The sequence below is a fragment of the Pseudolysobacter antarcticus genome, assembly GCF_004168365.1.
GTDB lineage: Bacteria > Pseudomonadota > Gammaproteobacteria > Xanthomonadales > Rhodanobacteraceae > Pseudolysobacter > Pseudolysobacter antarcticus.
In genome coordinates, this window is sequence record NZ_CP035704.1 from 4,248,006 (window position 1) to 4,266,816 (window position 18,811).

General features: G+C 58.6%; 14 protein-coding genes. 11 read left to right on the forward strand and 3 right to left on the reverse strand.

Annotated features, from left to right (window positions below):
- Nucleotides 1-223: 223 nt before the first annotated feature.
- From ELE36_RS18230 to ELE36_RS18280, 10 genes are all read left to right on the forward strand, one after another.
- On the forward strand, nucleotides 224-2,059 hold the full coding sequence (locus ELE36_RS18230) for an FAD-dependent oxidoreductase (protein WP_129835830.1): 1,836 nt from the start codon (nucleotides 224-226) through the stop codon (nucleotides 2,057-2,059).
- Nucleotides 2,056-3,903, forward strand: coding sequence for a 2-oxoacid:acceptor oxidoreductase subunit alpha (locus ELE36_RS18235; RefSeq protein WP_129835832.1), 1,848 nt, complete (start codon nucleotides 2,056-2,058; stop codon nucleotides 3,901-3,903). Before ELE36_RS18230 ends, ELE36_RS18235 begins: the two co-directional genes overlap by 4 nt.
- A 1-nt stretch (nucleotide 3,904) precedes the next feature.
- Nucleotides 3,905-4,960 (forward strand): 2-oxoacid:ferredoxin oxidoreductase subunit beta, encoded by a 1,056-nt coding sequence (locus ELE36_RS18240; protein ID WP_129835834.1) that lies wholly within the window; start codon nucleotides 3,905-3,907, stop codon nucleotides 4,958-4,960.
- A 23-nt stretch (nucleotides 4,961-4,983) separates the two neighbouring features.
- Entirely contained in the window at nucleotides 4,984-5,418 is a 435-nt protein-coding gene (locus ELE36_RS18245; protein WP_129835836.1) for an MAPEG family protein, read from the forward strand.
- An 80-nt stretch (nucleotides 5,419-5,498) separates the two neighbouring features.
- Nucleotides 5,499-5,849: a hypothetical protein gene (locus ELE36_RS18250; RefSeq protein WP_129835838.1), complete on the forward strand. Its 351-nt coding sequence runs from the start codon at nucleotides 5,499-5,501 to the stop codon at nucleotides 5,847-5,849.
- 453 nt (nucleotides 5,850-6,302) lie between these two features.
- Nucleotides 6,303-6,908 (forward strand): class I SAM-dependent DNA methyltransferase, encoded by a 606-nt coding sequence (locus ELE36_RS18260; RefSeq protein ID WP_129835842.1) that lies wholly within the window; start codon nucleotides 6,303-6,305, stop codon nucleotides 6,906-6,908.
- A gap of 165 nt (nucleotides 6,909-7,073) precedes the next feature.
- Nucleotides 7,074-8,096, forward strand: coding sequence for a methionine ABC transporter ATP-binding protein (locus ELE36_RS18265; protein WP_129837003.1), 1,023 nt, complete (start codon nucleotides 7,074-7,076; stop codon nucleotides 8,094-8,096).
- Nucleotides 8,096-8,776, forward strand: coding sequence for a methionine ABC transporter permease (locus tag ELE36_RS18270; protein WP_129835843.1), 681 nt, complete (start codon nucleotides 8,096-8,098; stop codon nucleotides 8,774-8,776). Before ELE36_RS18265 ends, ELE36_RS18270 begins: the two co-directional genes overlap by 1 nt.
- Before the next feature lie 26 nt (nucleotides 8,777-8,802).
- Nucleotides 8,803-9,576, forward strand: a complete 774-nt coding sequence (locus ELE36_RS18275; protein WP_129835845.1) for a MetQ/NlpA family ABC transporter substrate-binding protein — start codon at nucleotides 8,803-8,805, stop codon at nucleotides 9,574-9,576.
- Between the two features lie 69 nt (nucleotides 9,577-9,645).
- Nucleotides 9,646-11,451, forward strand: coding sequence for a thioredoxin domain-containing protein (locus tag ELE36_RS18280; protein ID WP_129835847.1), 1,806 nt, complete (start codon nucleotides 9,646-9,648; stop codon nucleotides 11,449-11,451).
- Nucleotides 11,452-11,464: 13 nt separating this feature from the next.
- Here the strand turns inward: ELE36_RS18280 and ELE36_RS18285 are convergent, their stop codons facing one another.
- Nucleotides 11,465-14,611: a WD40/YVTN/BNR-like repeat-containing protein gene (locus ELE36_RS18285; protein WP_242512303.1), complete on the reverse strand. Its 3,147-nt coding sequence runs from the start codon at nucleotides 14,609-14,611 to the stop codon at nucleotides 11,465-11,467.
- Between the two features lie 375 nt (nucleotides 14,612-14,986).
- Between ELE36_RS18285 and ELE36_RS18290 the strand changes: the two genes are divergently transcribed.
- Nucleotides 14,987-16,417 (forward strand): MATE family efflux transporter, encoded by a 1,431-nt coding sequence (locus ELE36_RS18290; protein WP_425480921.1) that lies wholly within the window; start codon nucleotides 14,987-14,989, stop codon nucleotides 16,415-16,417.
- A 35-nt stretch (nucleotides 16,418-16,452) separates the two neighbouring features.
- On the opposite strand, the gene ELE36_RS18295 is transcribed toward ELE36_RS18290, so the two are convergent.
- Both ELE36_RS18295 and ELE36_RS18300 read right to left on the reverse strand, forming a co-directional pair.
- Nucleotides 16,453-17,607, reverse strand: coding sequence for a HupE/UreJ family protein (locus ELE36_RS18295; protein ID WP_129837007.1), 1,155 nt, complete (start codon nucleotides 17,605-17,607; stop codon nucleotides 16,453-16,455).
- Nucleotides 17,607-18,749, reverse strand: a complete 1,143-nt coding sequence (locus ELE36_RS18300; RefSeq protein ID WP_129835851.1) for a tetratricopeptide repeat protein — start codon at nucleotides 18,747-18,749, stop codon at nucleotides 17,607-17,609. Before ELE36_RS18300 ends, ELE36_RS18295 begins: the two co-directional genes overlap by 1 nt.
- Nucleotides 18,750-18,811: the final 62 nt, after the last annotated feature.

An 18,811-nucleotide genomic window follows, 5' to 3' on the forward strand; every position in this document is an offset into this window, starting at 1 on the left:
AATGCACTAATCGAAAGCAGCAAATTTGTCATTGCGAAGACAGCTTTGCGGATCGTTGATATCAGTCTAGACTCGGCGCCAGCGAGGGGATAACGCGATGGAAATTTTCCGCCGATGCCAACACATCGATCGAAATTTTCGGCGCACCCGATCGTGAGAGCGCACTCTGTTGCTGCTGACGGTGGTGCGCGATGCGGCATGATCTCGAACGAGGAAGTCTGCGTTGGAACCTACCGATATACGTGCGCCCGAATATTTCCATAAAGTCGTCGATTGCCAGTGGGCCTGCCCCGCCCACACCCCGGTTCCCGAATACATCCGCTTGATTGCCGCGGGCCGTCACGACGATGCCTACATGATCAACTGGACGTCGAATGTCTTCCCCGGCATTCTCGGTCGAACCTGCGACCGACCGTGCGAACCTGCGTGCCGCCGCGGGCGCGTCGAAGAAAACAACGGCGAAAAACCCGAGCCCGTCGCGATCTGCCGACTCAAGCGCGTCGCCGCCGATAACAAGGATGCCGCCAATATTCAGGCACGCTTGCCGACGCCCGCGCCCGGCAATGGCAAACGTATCGCCTGCATCGGCGCGGGGCCGGCATCACTCACCGTCGCGCGCGATCTCGCGCCACTCGGTTATCACGTCACCGTATTCGAAGGCGAAGCGAAAGCAGGCGGATTCATGCGCACGCAGGTGCCGCGGTTTCGCCTTCCGGAATCGGTGATTGATGAAGAAGTCGGTTACATCCTCGGCCTCGGCATCGAGTTTCGCAGCAACGAGCGCGTCGATTCGCTGCGTGATTTATTGACGCAGAATTATGATGCCGTGTTTGTTGGCTGCGGCGCGCCACGCGGACGCGATCTCGATCTGCCGGGCCGGGCGGAGGCTGCAAAAAATATCCATATCGGCATTGATTGGCTATCGTCGGTTTCGTTCGGGCATATCGAAAAAATCGGCCGGCGTGTGATCGTGCTCGGCGGCGGCAATACCGCGATGGATTGTTGTCGTTCATCGCGTCGGCTGGGCGGCGAAGAAGTCAAAGTGATCGTGCGTTCCGGCTTCGACGAAATGAAAGCCTCGCCCTGGGAAAAAGAAGACGCGATCCACGAAGGCATTCCTATTCTGAATTTCATGGTGCCGAAAAAATTCGAGCACAGCGATGGCAAGCTCAGCGGCATGTGGTTCGAGCGCGTGCATGCGCAAATCGATACCAAAGGTCAGCGCAAACTCGTGCCGACCGGCGAGCCGGATGTGCTCGTCGAATGCGATGATGTCTTGATTGCGGTCGGCCAGGAAAATTCCTATCCGTGGATCGAGCGTGACATCGGCATCGAGTTCGATCGCTGGGGTTTGCCGGTGGTAGATGCGGTCACGTATGCATCGACTCTGCCGCAGGTTTTTTTCGGCGGCGATGCGGCGTTCGGGCCGAAGAACATCATCTGGGCGGTCGCGCACGGCCACGAAGCCGCGGTGTCGATCGACCTGCAACTGAGCGGCGCTGATATCCACACGCGGCCTTCGCCGCTGACCAATCTGATGTCGCAGAAAATGGGCATCCACGAATGGAGTTATGACAGCGCGATCTCGCCCGACGAGCGCTACAAGGTGCCTTCGGCGGCGCTTGAGAAAACGCTGAAAAGTATAAAAATGGAAGTCGAACTCGGTTTCGATATGGCCACCGCATTCAAGGAGGCCGAGCGCTGTTTGAACTGCGATGTGCAGACCGTATTCGTCAAGGATGCGTGCATCGAATGCGATGCGTGCGTCGACATCTGCCCGATGGATTGCATCACGTTTACCGGCAACGATGCGGAAGCGGAATTGCGCGAGCACCTGACCGCGCCCGCGCTGAATCTCACGCAGGATCTGTACGTTTCCGCGGCGCTGAAAACCGGTCGTGTGATGGTCAAGGACGAAGACGTTTGCCTGCACTGCGGCCTGTGCGCTGAACGTTGCCCGACCGGCGCGTGGGACATGCAGAAATTTCTGCTGGAGATGGCGCATGCCGGATCGAGCACGGACACCGGCTGCGGCAAGACGCAGAGGAGCGCCGTATGATGGTCAAGCCAATCGAGGCGATCAACGACTTCGTGGTGAAGTTCGCCAACGTCAATGGCTCGGGTTCGGCATCGGCCAACGAGCTGTTCGCAAAGTCGATTTTGCGCATGGGCGTGCCGGTCAGTCCGCGCAATATTTTCCCGTCGAATATTCAAGGCCTGCCGACCTGGTACGAGGTGCGCGTGACCGAGGCCGGGCATCTTGGCCGGCGCGGCGGTGTGGATTTGATGGTGGCGATGAATCCGCAAACCTGGAACGCCGACCTCAAGGAAATCGAACCCGGCGGTTATCTGTTTTACGACAACAGCAAGCCCCTGCCGGCGTCGAAATTCCGCGATGATGTTCATGTCATCGGCATGCCGTTGACCGAAATCTGCAACCGCACCTACAGCGATCCGCGCCAGCGCCAATTGTTCAAGAACATCGTCTATGTCGGTGCATTGTCAATGCTGCTGGAAATCGATCCAGCCGAAATCGAGAAGCTGTTTTCCGAGCAATACAAAGGCAAGGAAAAACTGCTGACCTCAAACGTGCAGGCTTTGCATCTCGGCCGCGATTACGTGCGTGAGCATCTGCCGCATCCGATCGGGCTGCGCGTGCGGCGCGCGGATAATGTCGGCGAGCGCATCTTCGTCGACGGCAATACTGCCGGTGCACTCGGCTGCGTTTACGGCGGCGCGACGGTGTGCGCGTGGTATCCAATCACGCCGTCGTCATCGCTCGCTGAAGCGTTCCAGAAATACTGCATGAAGTACCGCGTCGATAGCGTGACTGGCGAGAACAATTACGCCATCGTCCAAGCCGAAGACGAGATCGCCTCGATCGGCATGGTGGTCGGCGCGGGCTGGAATGGCGCGCGCGCATTCACCACCACGTCCGGCCCCGGCGTATCACTTATGACCGAATTTATCGGCCTCGCCTACATGGCGGAAATTCCGGTGACGATCATCAACGTGCAACGCGGCGGGCCGTCTACCGGCATGCCAACGCGCACGCAGCAGGCCGATGTTTTTGCGTGTGCGTACGCCTCGCATGGCGATACCAAACACGTGCTGCTGTTTCCCGAAGATCCACACGAATGTTTTGTGCATTCGGCAGCGGCGCTTGATCTGGCGGATCGTTTGCAGACGCCGATTTTTGTCATGACCGATCTCGATATCGGCATGAACCAGCGCCTGTGCGCACCGCTGCTGTGGGACGAGTCGCGTCAATACGATCGCGGCAAGATCATGACTGCTGCCGAACTCGAAGCCGGTCGTGATTTCGGCCGTTATCTGGATGTGGATGGCGACGGCATCCCGTTCCGCACGCTGCCCGGCACGCACGCCAACAAGGGCAGCTTTTTCACGCGCGGCACCACCAAGGATGCCTACGCGCGGTACTCCGAAGCCGGCCCCGATTACATCTACAACGTGCAACGCCTGCTGCGAAAATTCAACACCGCAAAATCGCTCGTGCCGCAACCGGTGCTGCGCGAGGCCGCACAAAAAACCCGCTTCGGCGCGATCTATTACGGCTCGACCAGCCCGGCGATGAGCGAGGCAATTTCCGCGCTCGAAACCGAGCAGATCCATCTCGATACCTTGCGCCTGTGTGCGTTTCCGTTTTCCGATTCGGTCGCGGATTTCATCGCCGCGCACGACGTAGTGTTTGTCGTCGAGCAGAATCGCGACGCGCAGATGCGCAGCCTCATCATCAACGAGTTCGACATCGATCCGGCGCGACTGACTCGCGTATTGCATTACGACGGCACGCCGATCACCGCGCGTTTTATCGCACGCGAAATCGCCAATCGCATTCACAGCATGAACGTCGCAACCATCGACCAGCATCGAGTCGCCTGACATGACTTATCTCGCCAAACCCAAACTGCATCACCCGACCCTGCCGCAGAACAAACTCTGCCATACGCGGCGCGATTACGAAGGCAAGATTTCCACCTTGTGCGCGGGCTGCGGCCACGACTCGATTTCCGCCGCGATCATCCAGGCGTGCTGGGAAATGGATGTCGAGCCGCACCGCGTCGCGAAACTTTCCGGCATCGGCTGCAGCTCGAAAACGCCGGATTATTTCCTCGGCCAGTCGCACGGTTTCAACACCGTGCACGGGCGCATGCCATCGGTGTTGACCGGCGCGAATCTGGCGAATCGCGAACTGTTGTATCTCGGTGTATCGGGCGATGGCGATTCGGCCTCGATCGGTCTCGGCCAGTTTGCGCACTGCATGCGCCGCGGCGTGAACATGGTTTATATCGTCGAGAACAACGGCGTGTACGGCCTGACCAAGGGCCAGTTTTCGGCGACCGCCGATCAAGGTTCCACCTCGAAACGCGGCGTGGTGAATAGCGACAGTCCGCTCGATATGGTCGGCATGGCGCTGCAGCTCGGCGCAAGTTTTGTCGCGCGCAGTTTTTCCGGCGACAAACATCAGCTCGTGCCGCTGATCAAGGCCGCGATCGCGCATCGCGGCGCGGCGTTTCTCGATGTGATCAGTCCATGTGTGGCGTTCAACAATCACGCCGGCAGCACCAAGAGTTACGAGTACGTGCGTGAGCATAACGAGGCCGTGAATCGGCTTGATGTAATTCCGCTGCGCAAGGAAATCCGCGTCGATTTTGCCGCCGGTGAACTGCTCGAAGTCGAACAACACGACGGCAGTGTTTTGCGCCTGCGCAAGATCGCGCCCGACTACGATCCGCACAATCGCATCGCCGCGATGAACTACACGCAGGAGCATCAGGCCAAGGGCGAAGTCGTCACCGGCCTGCTCTACATCGATACCAATGCCAGCGACATGCACGAGCACCTGCACACCACGGCGCGCCCGCTGAATGCATTGGCCGCGCGCGAACTTTGCCCGGGCAAAACGGCGCTCGACAAACTCAACGCCGGATTCCGTTGAGTCATAGCGCCGAGGTGCAATAAATGCAAGTGAATACGATTTTGCTGCCGGTGTTCGGTTTGGTGCTGCTGACCTTCGTGGTCTGGCTGCAGATGTATGTCGTGCGGTTCAACGCGGCACGCAAGAACAAGATCGCGATCGACGATCTCACGCCGTTCAACTGCAACCTGCCGCGCGCTTTCATCACTTCGGGCGACAACCTGCGCAACCTGTTCGAGCTGCCGGTATTATTTTACCTCGCCGCCGTATTGCTACTGATTCTGCACCGCGACGATGCGATCTACGTGTGGCTGGCTTGGGCGTACTTCGCGCTGCGGTGTCTGCACAGTTTTATCCACACGACCTACAATCGTGTCTCGCATCGTTTCGCCGTGTATTTCCTGAGCTCGCTGGTATTGTGGGCGATCTGGCTGAGGTTGGCTTTGCAGGTTTTGTCGGCTTCGTTGTCTGATCATTAGTTAGGCTTTTCACCTTTGTAACTACGCGCGCCTTGCAAGGTATTTCAAATGTAGCGCATACAGCCATATTGGAGAAATGAATGAGCTGGGATCAGATTAAAGATGATGTAGAAAAGAATGGAAATATTCACACTTTCACTATGGATGTCCTTCGCAATGCACATGGCTCAGCGAGGCTAGGTGTGAATGTAGTTTCCGAAATCAGCCAAGCCCTTGCAGGAATAGGCTTAGGTCATGTCCCTGTCCAACTACCCAATTATCAGCACGAGCAGGTACGCATCTACAAACGAGGCACGCCTGTTGGCCAATTAGTCGAAAGCGTGCTCACGCCTGGCGAACAAAATGACAAATCCTTGGTCGATCGTTTCGGCACCGCCGGACCTGACTACGCATTAATTGTTCAGAAAATTCGTGAACTCGTCGGAGATTAGGCTAAAAAATCAATCAAGCCGACGTCGCTCTGCGACTCGGCTTGATTCCGGCATTAGGTGCCACCAATGATTGCCACCAATAAATGCCCATTGTGTTACTTCGACCTTTCAGCTCCGCCTTGGCTTAACGGCACGGCGAGTCATGAGATTTGCCCGTGTTGTGGCACGCACTTTGGATACGAAGATTCTTGCGGCGGAGATGAGCAAGCCCGAGCCAGTTGGTACATTGAGCGCCGTCAAAAATGGATTGACTCAGGGATGCCGTGGTGGAGCACTAGCAAGCCACCTGAGGGTTGGAGCGGCGAGCAGCAGATTCTATATCTAATAGCGGCTAGCCATTGATTCTAACGGACTGTCAACGCCATGCGAGTGACGTTTTACCCCGAGCATTCGGGCCAGCAGATACTCTGAATATTTGTATACACCTGACCCACCATCGACCTAATTCTATTCATGCCAAAAATCTACGACCGCACTTATTTCGACCGCTGGTATCGCCAGGAAAATCTCGGTATCGGTTCACGTCAGGCGCTTATGCGCAAGGCGCGACTCGCGATCAGCACCGCCGAATATTATCTGGGTCGGCCGATTCACAACGTGCTGGATATCGGCTGTGGCGAGGGCGTGTGGCAGCCGGTGCTGAAGGCCGAGCGTCCGAAAATTTCCTATCTCGGGCTCGATAGCAGCGAATACGTGGTCGAGCGTTTTGGCCGCACACGCAATATCCGCCTCGCCACGTTCGGCCAGCTCGGCGAGCTGCGTTTCGATGAGGGTTTTGATCTGATCGTGTGTTCGGATGTGTTGCATTACGTGCGCACGCCCGAGCTCAAGCGCGGCCTGCGCGGCATCGCCGAACAATTGCAGGGCGTGGCGTTTCTCGAACTGTTCACCGCCGACGATGCGCTGGCCGGCGACACCGACGGTTTTATCGCACGCTCGCCGCGCTGGTATCTGTCGACGTTTCGCGAGGCCGGCCTGATCAGTTGCGGCTCGCATTGTTACCTCGGCCCGCATCTCACTGCTGCGGTGGCCACGCTCGAAGTGCCGATGCTTTGGTGAGCGCTGCATATTCCGCGATCGCATATCGGTAAAAGCAAACGTCGTTTGCCTGGAATGGGGGCGACTCTTTATCGTGCGCGGTCGATCGGTGTTTGCCGTCGTCACATGCGCTCGCGCGTAGTTGCGTTATCCTCGCGCACGCTGAAACCGCCGGAATTTTTTGTCTTGATCGAACTGCACGATATCCACAAATCCTATCGCGTCGATGGCCGCGAGCAACCCGCGCTGCATGCGATCGATCTGCGCATTGAAAGCGGCGAAGTGTTCGGCATCATCGGGCATTCCGGCGCGGGCAAATCGACCTTGATCCGGCTGATCAATCTGCTCGAACGGCCGAGTGCGGGCCGACTGTTGATCGACGGCGACGATATCACCCAACTTGACGCGAACGGCTTGCGCGCGTTGCGCCGGCAGGTCGGCATGATCTTCCAGCATTTCAATCTGCTCAGCGCAAAAACCGTGGCGCAGAACGTCGCGTTTCCGTTGCGCCTGGCTGGAGTTTCGTCGCGTGCGGAAATCGCAACACGTGTTGCCGAATTGCTCGCGCGTGTCGGCCTCAGCGATCACGCCGACAAATATCCGGCGCAACTTTCCGGCGGACAAAAACAGCGCGTCGGCATCGCGCGTGCGCTCGCGTGCCGGCCGAAAATCCTGCTGTGCGACGAGGCCACGAGCGCGCTCGATCCGCAAACCACCGCCTCGGTATTGCAGCTGCTGGCCGAGATCAATCGCGAGCTCGGCCTGACCATCGTGCTGATCACGCACGAGATGGATGTGATTCGCCGCGTGTGTGATCGTGTTGCCGTGCTCGATGCGGGGCGCCTCGTCGAAAGCGGCACGGTCGCCGATGTATTTCTGCATCCGCAACATGCCACCACGCGACGTTTTGTGTTCGAAGCCGAGAACGTCGACGAGAACGAGTTGCGCAGCGATCTGGCCAACGTCAGCGGACGTGTCGTGCGCCTGACCTTTCGCGGCGAAGCAACCTATGCGCCGCTGCTCGGCAGCATCGCGCGCGCGACCGGCGTGGACTACAGCATTCTTTCCGGGCGCATTGATCGCATCAAGGAAACGCCGTACGGCCAGCTCACGCTCGCGCTGGTCGGCGGCGATATTGAAGCCGCGTTGAGCCAGCTCGCCGCGGCCAACGTGCATGTCGCCGATGTGCACGGCACGGAGTTGCACTGATGGATACGACGTGGTTGCAAACGTGGTTTCCGAACACCGATTGGGCCGATGTCGGCCGCGCTTGCATCGATACGCTCGCGATGCTCGGCGGCTCGCTGGCGCTGACGATCGTCCTCGGCCTGCCGCTCGGTGTGTTGTTGTTCCTCACTTCGAAACGCCAGTTGCTCGAACAGCGCGGTTTGTATGCGGTGTTGTCGCTGGTCGTGAATATTCTGCGCTCGGTGCCGTTCATCATTTTGATGATCCTCATGATGCCGGTGACCGAACATATCGTCGGCACATCGCTCGGCGTGCTTGGCGCGATTCCACCGTTGGTCGTCGGCGCGGCGCCATTCTTCGCGCGGCTGGTTGAAACCGCCTTGCGCGAAGTCGATCGCGGCATCATCGAAGCCACGCAGGCGATGGGCGCAAGCACCCGCCAGATCGTGCTCGGCGCGCTGTTGCCCGAAGCGCGGCCCGGCATCATCGCCGGCATCACCGTGACTGCGATTGCGCTGGTTTCCTACACCGCGATGGGCGGCGCGATCGGCGCGGGCGGACTCGGCGATCTTGCCTATCGATTTGGTTATCAAAGTTTCCAGACCGACGTGATGGTAGTCACGGTCGTGTTGCTGCTCGTGCTCGTACAACTTTTACAAATGCTTGGCGACAAACTCGTGACACGTTTTAGCCGCCGTTAAAAATATTCTTTGTTGAAGGATTCACCATGAAAAAACTGTTCCTGTTGCTGAGCGTGTTGTTCGCGATTTCGGTGCACGCCAACGAAAGCCTCAGCGTGGCCGCGACTGCCGTGCCGCATGCGGAAATTCTGCAGTTCATCAAGCCGATGCTGGCGAAAGATGGTGTCGATCTCGACATCAAGGTGTTCACGGATTATGTGCAGCCGAATCTGCAAGTCGCGCAGAAACGCATCGACGTGAATTATTTCCAGACCGAGCCGTACCTCAATGCGTTCAACAAGAATCGCGGCACCGATCTGGTCAAGGTGATCGGTGTGCATATCGAGCCGTTCGGCGCGTACTCGCACAAGTTCGCGGCGCTGAAAGATCTGCCGGACGGCGCGAATGTGGTGATCCCGAGCGACCCAAGCAATAACAGTCGCGCATTGCTGCTGCTCAACAAGGTCGGCCTGATTACGCTCAAAGATCCGGGCGACGCGCTGTGCACGCTGAAGGATATTTCGGCCAATCCGAAGCACCTGAAATTCCGCGAACTCGAAGCTGCGATGTTGCCGCGTGTACTCGATCAGGTCGATCTCGCGCTGATCAATACCAACTATGCGCTCGCCGCCAAGCTCGATCCGACCAAGGATGCGCTCGCGATCGAGGATAGTCATTCGCCGTACGTGAATTATCTCGTCGCACGCTCGGACAATCGCAACAGCGAGGCCGTGACAAAACTTGCGAAGGCGTTGACCAGCGCCGAGGTGAAGGCATTTATCGCGAAGAAATATCAGGGCGCGGTGCTGCCGGCGTTTTGATCGTGGAGTGATGTCGAAAGATATTCACGGCTAGTCGGTCTGTAGTTCATCACGCCGAAAACTATCTGTATGCATCGCTTTCACAAACAGCTTTTCGCGCGCGTGTTCGGCGCGCTGTCGATCGTATTTTTTTGCGCCGCGACTCCGCTGGTACACGCCAGCGATGCCGGCAAAATTGTGTGGCTGCATAACGAAGCCGACGCGTTCGCCAAAGCCCGCGCGCAACATCGATTTGTGCTGCTCGATCTCGAAGCGGTGTGGTGCCATTGGTGCCATGTGATGGACGAGCAGACGTATGCGAACCCGGAAGTGGCCGCCGAGATTTCAGCGCACTACATCGCGCTGCGCATCGATCAGGATTCGCGCCCGGATATCGCCAATCGTTATGGCGATTTCGGCTGGCCGGCGACCGTCGTATTTGCCGCCGATGGCACCGAGATCATCAAGCGTCGCGGTTACATCGAAGCGCCGCGATTTCTCAGCATGCTCAAGGCGATCGTGGTCGATCCCTCGCCGATTGTCGTCGCCACCGCCGACGCGGCGGCCATGCCGACACAACACGATAGCGCGCTCGATGCGAGTACGCGCGACGAATTGCTGAAGCGTTATCGCGACACCTACGATCACACCCTCGGCAGCCTGCAGGCAGCGCAAAAATTTCTCGACTACGACAGTGTCGAGTTCGCCATCGTCCACGGCCAGAGCGGAGATGCCACAGAAACCGCGATGGCGCGGCAAACGCTGGACGCAGCGCGAGCGTTATTCGATCCGGCCTGGGGCGGCGTCTATCAATATTCCACCGATGGTGATTGGCAGCATCCGCACTTCGAGAAACTCGCGACGTTGCAGGCGCAATATCTGCGCGTTTACGCACTGGCGTGGGCGGCATTTGGCAAGGAGCAGGATCGGCAAGCGGTCGATTCGATTCGCGGCTTTCTCGATGCGTTTCTGCGCAGCCCTGACGGCGCGTTTTATGTCAGCCAGGATGCCGATCTGCATCCCGGCGAACACTCCGATAAATATTTTGCACTCGACGATGCGCAGCGTCGTGCGTTAGGCGTGCCGCGTGTCGACAAACATATTTATGCGCAGCAGAACGGCATGATTATCGAATCGCTCGCGACGTGGGCCGAGCTCGGCGGCGATGCCACGGCCTTGAGTGAGGCACGAAAATCTGCGGAGTGGATCATTAAACATCGCGCCTTGCCCGGCGGCGGATTTCGCCACGACGAGCACGATGCGGCCGGCCCGTATCTGGCCGACACACTGGCGATGGGACGCGGTTTTCTCGCGTTGTATCGCGCCACCAGCGAACGAGGTTGGTTGCAACACGCGAGCGCCGCCGCCGATTTTATCAACCTAAATTTCAGCGACCCGAATGGCGGATTTTATTCGGCGAAAGGCGCCGGCCTGATCAAGCCGCTGCCGGATTTCGGCGAGAATGTTTCGCTCGCGCGTTTCGCCAATCTGCTCGCGCGCTACAGCGGAAAACCTGCGCATCGCGCCGCAGCCAAACACGCGCTGCGCTACATCGTCAATCCCGAACTTGCGCTGAAAAACCTGACCAATCCCGGCGTGCTGCTGGCCGATACTGAAGCACAGACCGAGCCGCTGCACTTGACCATCACTGGCGCCCGCAACGATCGTGACGCCGCAAAACTATTCGCGACCGTGCAGCAACTTCCAGTTTGGTACAAGCGCGTGGAATGGTGGGACCGTGCCGAAGGTGCGCTGCCGAATCCGGGCGTGACTTATCCGCAACTCAAACGCGCCGCAGCTTTCGTCTGCACCGAATCGAATTGTTCGTTACCGATTTTCGATCCGGCGCAGATTGCGGTGTTCCTGCAAAAATCGCACGAGCCGCAATCGCCCTGATTGTTCCGCACGCTTAATTATCGAGCGTGGTTTTATCGAGCACGATCTCCGGCTGTTTCGCGGCCTGCAACTGCGTGTTCAACGCGGCCAACTCCTTGTCCTTGGCTTGCTGCCATTCGGCCAAGGTTTTCGCCAAACTCGCATCGAGTTTGGCGTAGCCGGTTTTTGCATCGGCGGTCGGTGCAGCATCGACATTGCTGACGGCAAGATCGAGCTTGTCCAGCGCGGCCCCGAGATAACGCAAACTGCTCAAAGACTTCGGCGGCAGATACCAGAGATTGCCGGGATTGGCCGGATCGTGCGTGCCGGTAATTTCCGCAATATGTGCGCGCAGCAGATCGATGTTCTTCGCGATTCTGGCATCGGCTTTTTCGCGCGGTGCGGTGAGCGCCTTGTCGAGTTTTTCCGCTTCACGATTCGCCGTGGCGAGTTTCGCGCGTGAAGCCTCGAGCTTGCGCGCGAGTTTAAACTGCTGCACGTACGCGGCTTGCGGCAAACTGATGCGCGGATCGGCTTCGACATTGAACGACTGCGTTTTGCGCTCACCATCGACACCGAGTTCGACGGTGTATTTGCCGGGCGGCGCCCACACACCGTTCGCATAAACATTGCCATCGGCGAGTGCCGGCGCAGCCGCGTAACGCAGTGGCCAGACGAAACGATGCATGCCGGCGCCGGTCGAAAGTACCGTCGGCGACTCGAACCATTCGGGCGCGACCTCGAGTTTGGCCGGATCAAGTTTCGGCGCGGCATCAGCGCTGCTATAGCGACGCACCAGGCCACCTTGCGCATCGAATATAGTCAGTGTGATCGGCTTGCTGCTGGCCGTTTTCAGCACGTAGTCGAGATACACGCCATCCGGCGGATTGAGCACGAGCGGTTCGTCGCGCGGCATTGGTGAGCCGGTGAAACCCGATGGCCGCAAACGCTGCACGGTCGCTGGCGCAAACAGCCGCGCCGTTGTATTTGCCGACGTTGCATCGAGCTGCCGCAACGGCGAAATATCGTCCATGATCCAGAACGCGCGGCCATGCGTGGCGATCACCAGATCGTTGTCGTGCACGTCGATATCGCGCACCGATGTGACCGGCAGATTCTGTTGCAGCGGTTGCCAATGATCACCGTCGTCGAACGAGACATACACGCCTTTTTCGGTGCCGGCGTAAAGCAGACCGCGACGCTGCGGATCTTCGCGCACCGCATTCGCGAAACTGTTGGCAGCGATTCCATTCGCGATCAGTTGCCAGCTTTTTCCACCATCGCGTGTGCGATAAATATACGGTTTGAAATCGTCGAGCCGATGCCGATCGATCGCGACATACGCGGTCTCGGCATCAAAATGCGAGGTGTCGATGATGCCGATCTTGTCCCAGCTGCCGAGCGCTTTCGGCGTGATATTGCTCCAGTGCTGACCTTCGTCGCGCGTGCGCCAGATCAAACCATCATCGGTGCCGACCCAGATATCGTGATCGACGAGCCGCGACGGCGCGATCGCATAAATCACGCCGCGACGCGGCCCGAGCTGTTCATTGTTGGCGACAGTCGGCGCATCGAGTGTTTTCGGCACCGCGGGATTTTCGCGGGTCAGATCGGCACTGATCTGCTGCCAGTGTTCGCCCTTGTCCGCGGTGCGATACAAACGTTGATTGGCGAAATACAGCACCTTGTCATCGCGATGCGAAAACGTCAGCGGCAAGGTCCAGACGCTGCGATGATGATCGGGAAATGCGAAGGTCGGATCGATATCCTGCGTCTGCTGCGTGCGCAGATCGAGCTTGTCGACATTGCCGCCGTAAATCACATCGGGATCGTCAGGATCGGGCGCGATGTTGCCGCTCTCGCCGCCGGCGGTGGTCTCGCGAAACTGGGTCATATTGATGCCGTCGATGCTGTTGCTTCGACTCGGCACGGCGGCCGCACCGGAATCCTGCTGCGCGCCGTAAACCCAATACGGAAAACGCGTATCGGTGATGACATGATAAAACTGGCCGGTCGGCTGATTGAACCAACTGCTCCAGGTCGCGCCACCATTCAAGCTCACGACCGCACCTTGATCGACGCCGAGCATCTGCCGTTGTGGATCATTCGGATCGATCCACAGCGAGTGATAATCGTCACCGCCCGGTGCGCCCTTGCTCGGCACGAAGGTTTTGCCGCCATCGACCGAGCGATACAGATTGGTGTTGCACGCATACACGATGTCGGGATTTTTCGGATCGACCGTGATGCCGCCGAAATACCAGCCGCGCGTCCAGATACGTGCATCGGTGCCGATGCGCACGAAGTTTGCGCCGCCATCGTCGGAACGATATAAACCACCGTCGACCGCATCGACCATCGCATATACGCGCTGCGGTTCGCTCGGCGCAATCGCCAGACCGACATGGCCGACCTGCTTCGGCAAACCGTGGCTGGTAATTTCAGTCCAGTGATCGCCACCATCGATCGATTTGTACACACCGCCGCCCGGGCCGCTCGACGGCGGATAAATATTCCACGGCGTGCGTCGCGTTTGCCACAGCGTGGCGTAGATCACGCGCGCATTGCCAGGCTCGAAGGCGAGATCGATCGCGCCGGTATCGGCGTTCTTGAACAACACGTTCTGCCAGCTCTTGCCGCCGTCGCGCGAACGGAAAACCCCACGCTCAGCATTCGCTCCGTACGGATGACCAAGGGCGGCGACGTAGACGAGATTGGGATCGTTCGGATCGATCAGAACGCGGCCGATCTGTTGGGTATCGTCGAGGCCGATATGGCTCCATTGTTTGCCGCCATCGACCGATTTGTACATGCCGTTGCCTTGCGCGATATCCGAGCGCATGTCGGCTTCGCCGCTGCCGACATAGATCACTTTCGGATTCGACGGCGCCAGCGCAATCGCACCGATCGAACCGATCGACTGACCATCGAAAATCGGCTGCCACGTGCGCGCAGAGTCGTGCGTTTCCCACACACCACCATTCACGCTGCCGAAATAAAAATGCGACGGTTCGTTCGGCACACCGCTGATAGCGAGTACACGGCCGCCGCGAAACGGACCGATCAGGCGCCAATGCAAATCCTGAAACAGCGTTGCATCGACACTCGCGATCGGCTCGGCCAGCGCCGCGATTGCGCTCGAAAGGCACAACATGCATAACAACCAGCGCGACAAATTCATGCACAGCTCCGCGAGATAACCTTGGGTGTCGGCAACGTCAATCTTCCGTCGCCGACCGAGATAATGTTCCATCATAAGGCGGAGTCGTACCCTTTACCTGCTGCCAAACGTCATGACTTGCTCGATGCTGGTAGTCGGCGATCGTATGAGCGAACGATATTGCCGAATAATTCGAGCGCGCCATGAAGAAACTTCATCGCTGACGAGCCGATCTGTGGCATCACCGGATTCAAGCGTCGCACGAAAAATAAATCTTCCGGCACATCGATACATGGCAGTTGCCTGCTAAGCTCCGCGCTGCATTCATTCAACCGCACACGTTACGGGTCGCGTCACGGGGGCGTGATTCAAGGATTTTTGATGAGTTCTGTTTCGATTCCGTCTCGCCCGTTGTTGACCGAAGGCCCGATCGCAAAAACCCTGTTTTTCTTCTCGTTGCCGATTCTGTTCGGCAATGTATTGCAGTCGCTGAATGGCTCGATCAACGCGATCTGGGTCGGCCATTATCTCGGCGAAGCCGCACTCACCGCGACCGCCAACGCCAACACCATCCTGTTTTTTCTGATCGGCAGCATCTTCGGCGTCGGCATGGCCGCGACTATTCTGGTCGGGCAAAGCATGGGTGCGCGCGATGTCGATCAGGCCAAACGCGTGGTCGGCACCAGCGTGACGTTTTTCGTCGGCCTGTCGTTGCTGGTAGCGCTGCTCGGCTTCGCGCTCTCCAACCAGCTCATGAGCTGGATGCATATGCCGGCTGATGCGTTGCCGCTTGCGGTGGCGTATCTGCGCATCATTTTTCTCGGCGTGCCGTTCATGTTCACCTACACCTTTTTGATGATGGTGTTGCGCGGCGCGGGCGATTCGAAAACACCGTTTATTTTCCTCGTGGTGTCGGTGATTCTGGATATCGCGCTGAACCCGCTGCTGATTTTTGGGTGGGGCCCGATTCCGGCGATGGGCATTGCCGGCTCGGCCACCGCGACCTTGATCGCGCAGGTCGTGAGCCTGTTCGGGCTGATCGCGCACCTGTATCGCAGCAAGCATTTTTTGTGCATCCATCGTGGCGAAGGCCATTACCTGCGCATCGATCGCGTGATCCTCGGCGCGCTGATCGGCAAAGGCATACCGATGGGTTTGCAGATGATCGTGATCTCGCTGAGCATGATTTTCATGATCAGCCTCGTGAACCGTTTCGGTTCGCAAACGGCCGCCGCCTATGGCGCATGTTTCCAGCTATGGAACTACATCCAAATGCCGGCATTTGCGGTCGGCGCGGCGGTTTCATCGATGGCCGCGCAGAACGTCGGTGCAAAACTGTGGGATCGCGTATCGCGCACCGCGGTGATCGGCGTGGCTTACAACTTCCTCATGACCGGCGGCTTGGTGATCCTGATTTATCTGTTCAACCGCGGTGCGCTCGGCCTGTTTCTGCCGGACGACGGCGACGCCATCCGCATTGCGCAGCACCTCAATGCGATCGTGGTCTGGTCGTTTGTATTCTTCGGCGTGACCTTCGTGATTTCCGGCGTGGTGCGCTCGACCGGCGCGGTAATTCCGCCGCTGATCATCCTGTTCATCTCGATGTGGCTGCTGCGTATTCCGTTCGCGTACCTGCTCGTAGACAGCTGGGGCGCAGATGCGATCTGGTGGAGTTTTCCGCTCGGCGCGCTCGCTTCGATGATTCTGTCGCTGGCGTATTATCGTCTCGGCAACTGGAAAAATGCGCACATGCTGAAAGCTGGCGCGGCAGCGGACACCGCGCGCGATATCGCAGCCATCGCGCCCGTCGCGATCGTCGCGGAATAGCTTCTCGTGATTTGCTACAGCAGAAAATTCGCTGACTAAATCTGCGCATACAAGCTGATATTGAAAACGCGCTCGATCAGCCAGCCGAGCGCCACCAGCGCGATCAACAGCGAGCCGGCGACCAGCACACCGCGCCGATAAAAACCGGTACGTCGCAACAGAAACGCCAGCGGCACGACCACGCTGACGATCGCGAGCTGGCCGATTTCCACGCCGACGTTGAAGCCGAACAACGACAATGCCAGCGCCTGCTTCGGCAGACCAAGATCGTTCAGCGCACTCGCAAATCCGAAGCCATGAATCAGGCCGAAGAAAAACGCGATCAGCCATGCGCGTCGTGTCACCAGCGGCCACACATTATTCAGCGCGGCGAGCACTACCGAAAATGCGATCAGCGATTCGACCAGTCGCGACGGCAAAGAAATCACGCCGAGCACGGCCAGGCTCAAGGTCAACGAATGCGCCACGGTGAACGCGGTGACGACGCCGATCACATGCCCCACCGCGGCACCGAGCCGTGGCGCGGCTATCCAGCGCCCACGCTCGCGAATCAGCACCGCCGGCAATAGCAACGAGATCAAGAACAGGATGTGATCGAATCCGAGCCAGATATGCCAGATGCCTTCGACGATGTATTGCAGCAACTGGCGCCACAACGAACTCGCGGCCAGATCGAATTTGATCTCGGCCTGATCCGGCGCAAAAACTGCACTCTGGGTGATCGCGCCAGCACTCAGATTAAGCAGTCCGCGATGGCTCGGATCGAGATCGAACAACAAGCCGTAATGCACGCTCAGCGATTTCGGCGGCGCGACACAATGCGCAGAAAATTTCAGTACCGCATAGGTGCCATCGCTGTGTGTATCGACCAGCAATTCGGTGGGTGTGATCGGGCAAGCAACTTCATCCGCGCTGATTTGCAGATACGCAAAAACGTAGGTCTCGATTTCTTTTTCGCGCGGGCTGAGCTCGCCCCAAGTGATGCTGTTATCGGCGTTGGTGTCGAGCGTCAGCACGAGATCGAGATCGCGCAAGGCGATATCCCACTGGCCTTGCAAATCGTTCTGGCCACTCTCGGCATGCAGGCTCAGATAACTGTCGCTGGGTTTGTGCGCTTGCGCGTTCGCGCCGAACAGCAAGGCGCTGGCGACGATCAGCAACAGACCGAATCGATGCAGGAGAAAGCGCATCACGGCTTGACTCCCACATCAAGACGCTTGACCAATTCCGCCGCCCGCACATCTTCGATGCCGGTGCTTTTCAGCCAGTCCAGCACGGGTTGTGCAGCCTGCGGTTGTTGCGCGGCGAGTGCGGCGGCGAGCAGCAACTCGGCATCGGCGGCTTCGTGTTGCACCTTCCAGTTTTTCTGCGCGAGGGTCAACGCAGTGGCCGCATCGTGATCGAGCTCCAGAGTGAAGCGTGCCTGTTCGCGCAAATGCGCTTCGTCGCCGCGTTCGCGCGCTTCGGTAAAACGTTGCGCCAAGGCATCACGCAAAGCGCCAGCTTCGGCATCGTGGCTAAGCATCGCGGCAATCGCGAGGCGCAGCAGCAATGCGTCGGCTTGGCGATGCGTGGCTAGCAAGCTAATTACTTCGGTAGCGCGCTGGGTCTGCAGCAACAGATCGGAATACGCGGCGAGTGCGTAGACATCGTCCGGCGTAATCGCCAACGCCTGCTTGAACGCGGCCTCGGCCTCGTTATTCAAGCCGCGCCGCGCCTGAATTTCGCCGAGTGTGGTCCATGCCCAGATGCGTGTCGAAGCAGGCGCCGCGGTGGCTTGCTGCAAGGCTGACTGCAACAGCGCGGCGCTCTTTTCCGACTTGCCGCTCATCGCGCCAACGCTCGCGACACAGGTGCTGCCGACCAGCGGAACGGCGATCGGAATTACCTTGAGACAGGCCACGCGCGCGGCGCTGACATTGCCTTGTACTTGCTCGATGACGGCGAACAACAGCCATGCATCGCCGTTGAATTGATCGGTTTGCAGCGCGGGCTCAAGCTCGGCCAGCGCGGCGAGAAATTGGTGACGAAACTGCAAAATACGCGCGCGCATCACACGCAAACCGGCCGGACCGGGTTGGCTCCACCATGGTTGCAGCGCGGCTTCGGCGTAGCCGTAATAACGAGGGTCGGATTGGGTTTGGCCAAGCTCGATATACCGTCGCGCGATCAGCATCGCCTCATCAAGCTCGACGGATTTACCGCTGCTCGCAACGATTTGATTCTGACGCAACGTGCGTAATGTGGCGGTGCCGGCAGGCAAAGTTTCGAGCACGACATCCGCACTTGCCGGACGATATGGTGCCGCCTGCGCGGTTTCGCAGATAGCCATAAAGATGGCTAAAAGCAAAAGCCACCGACACATTAGCATGCCGGTGGCTTTTACCGTATTGC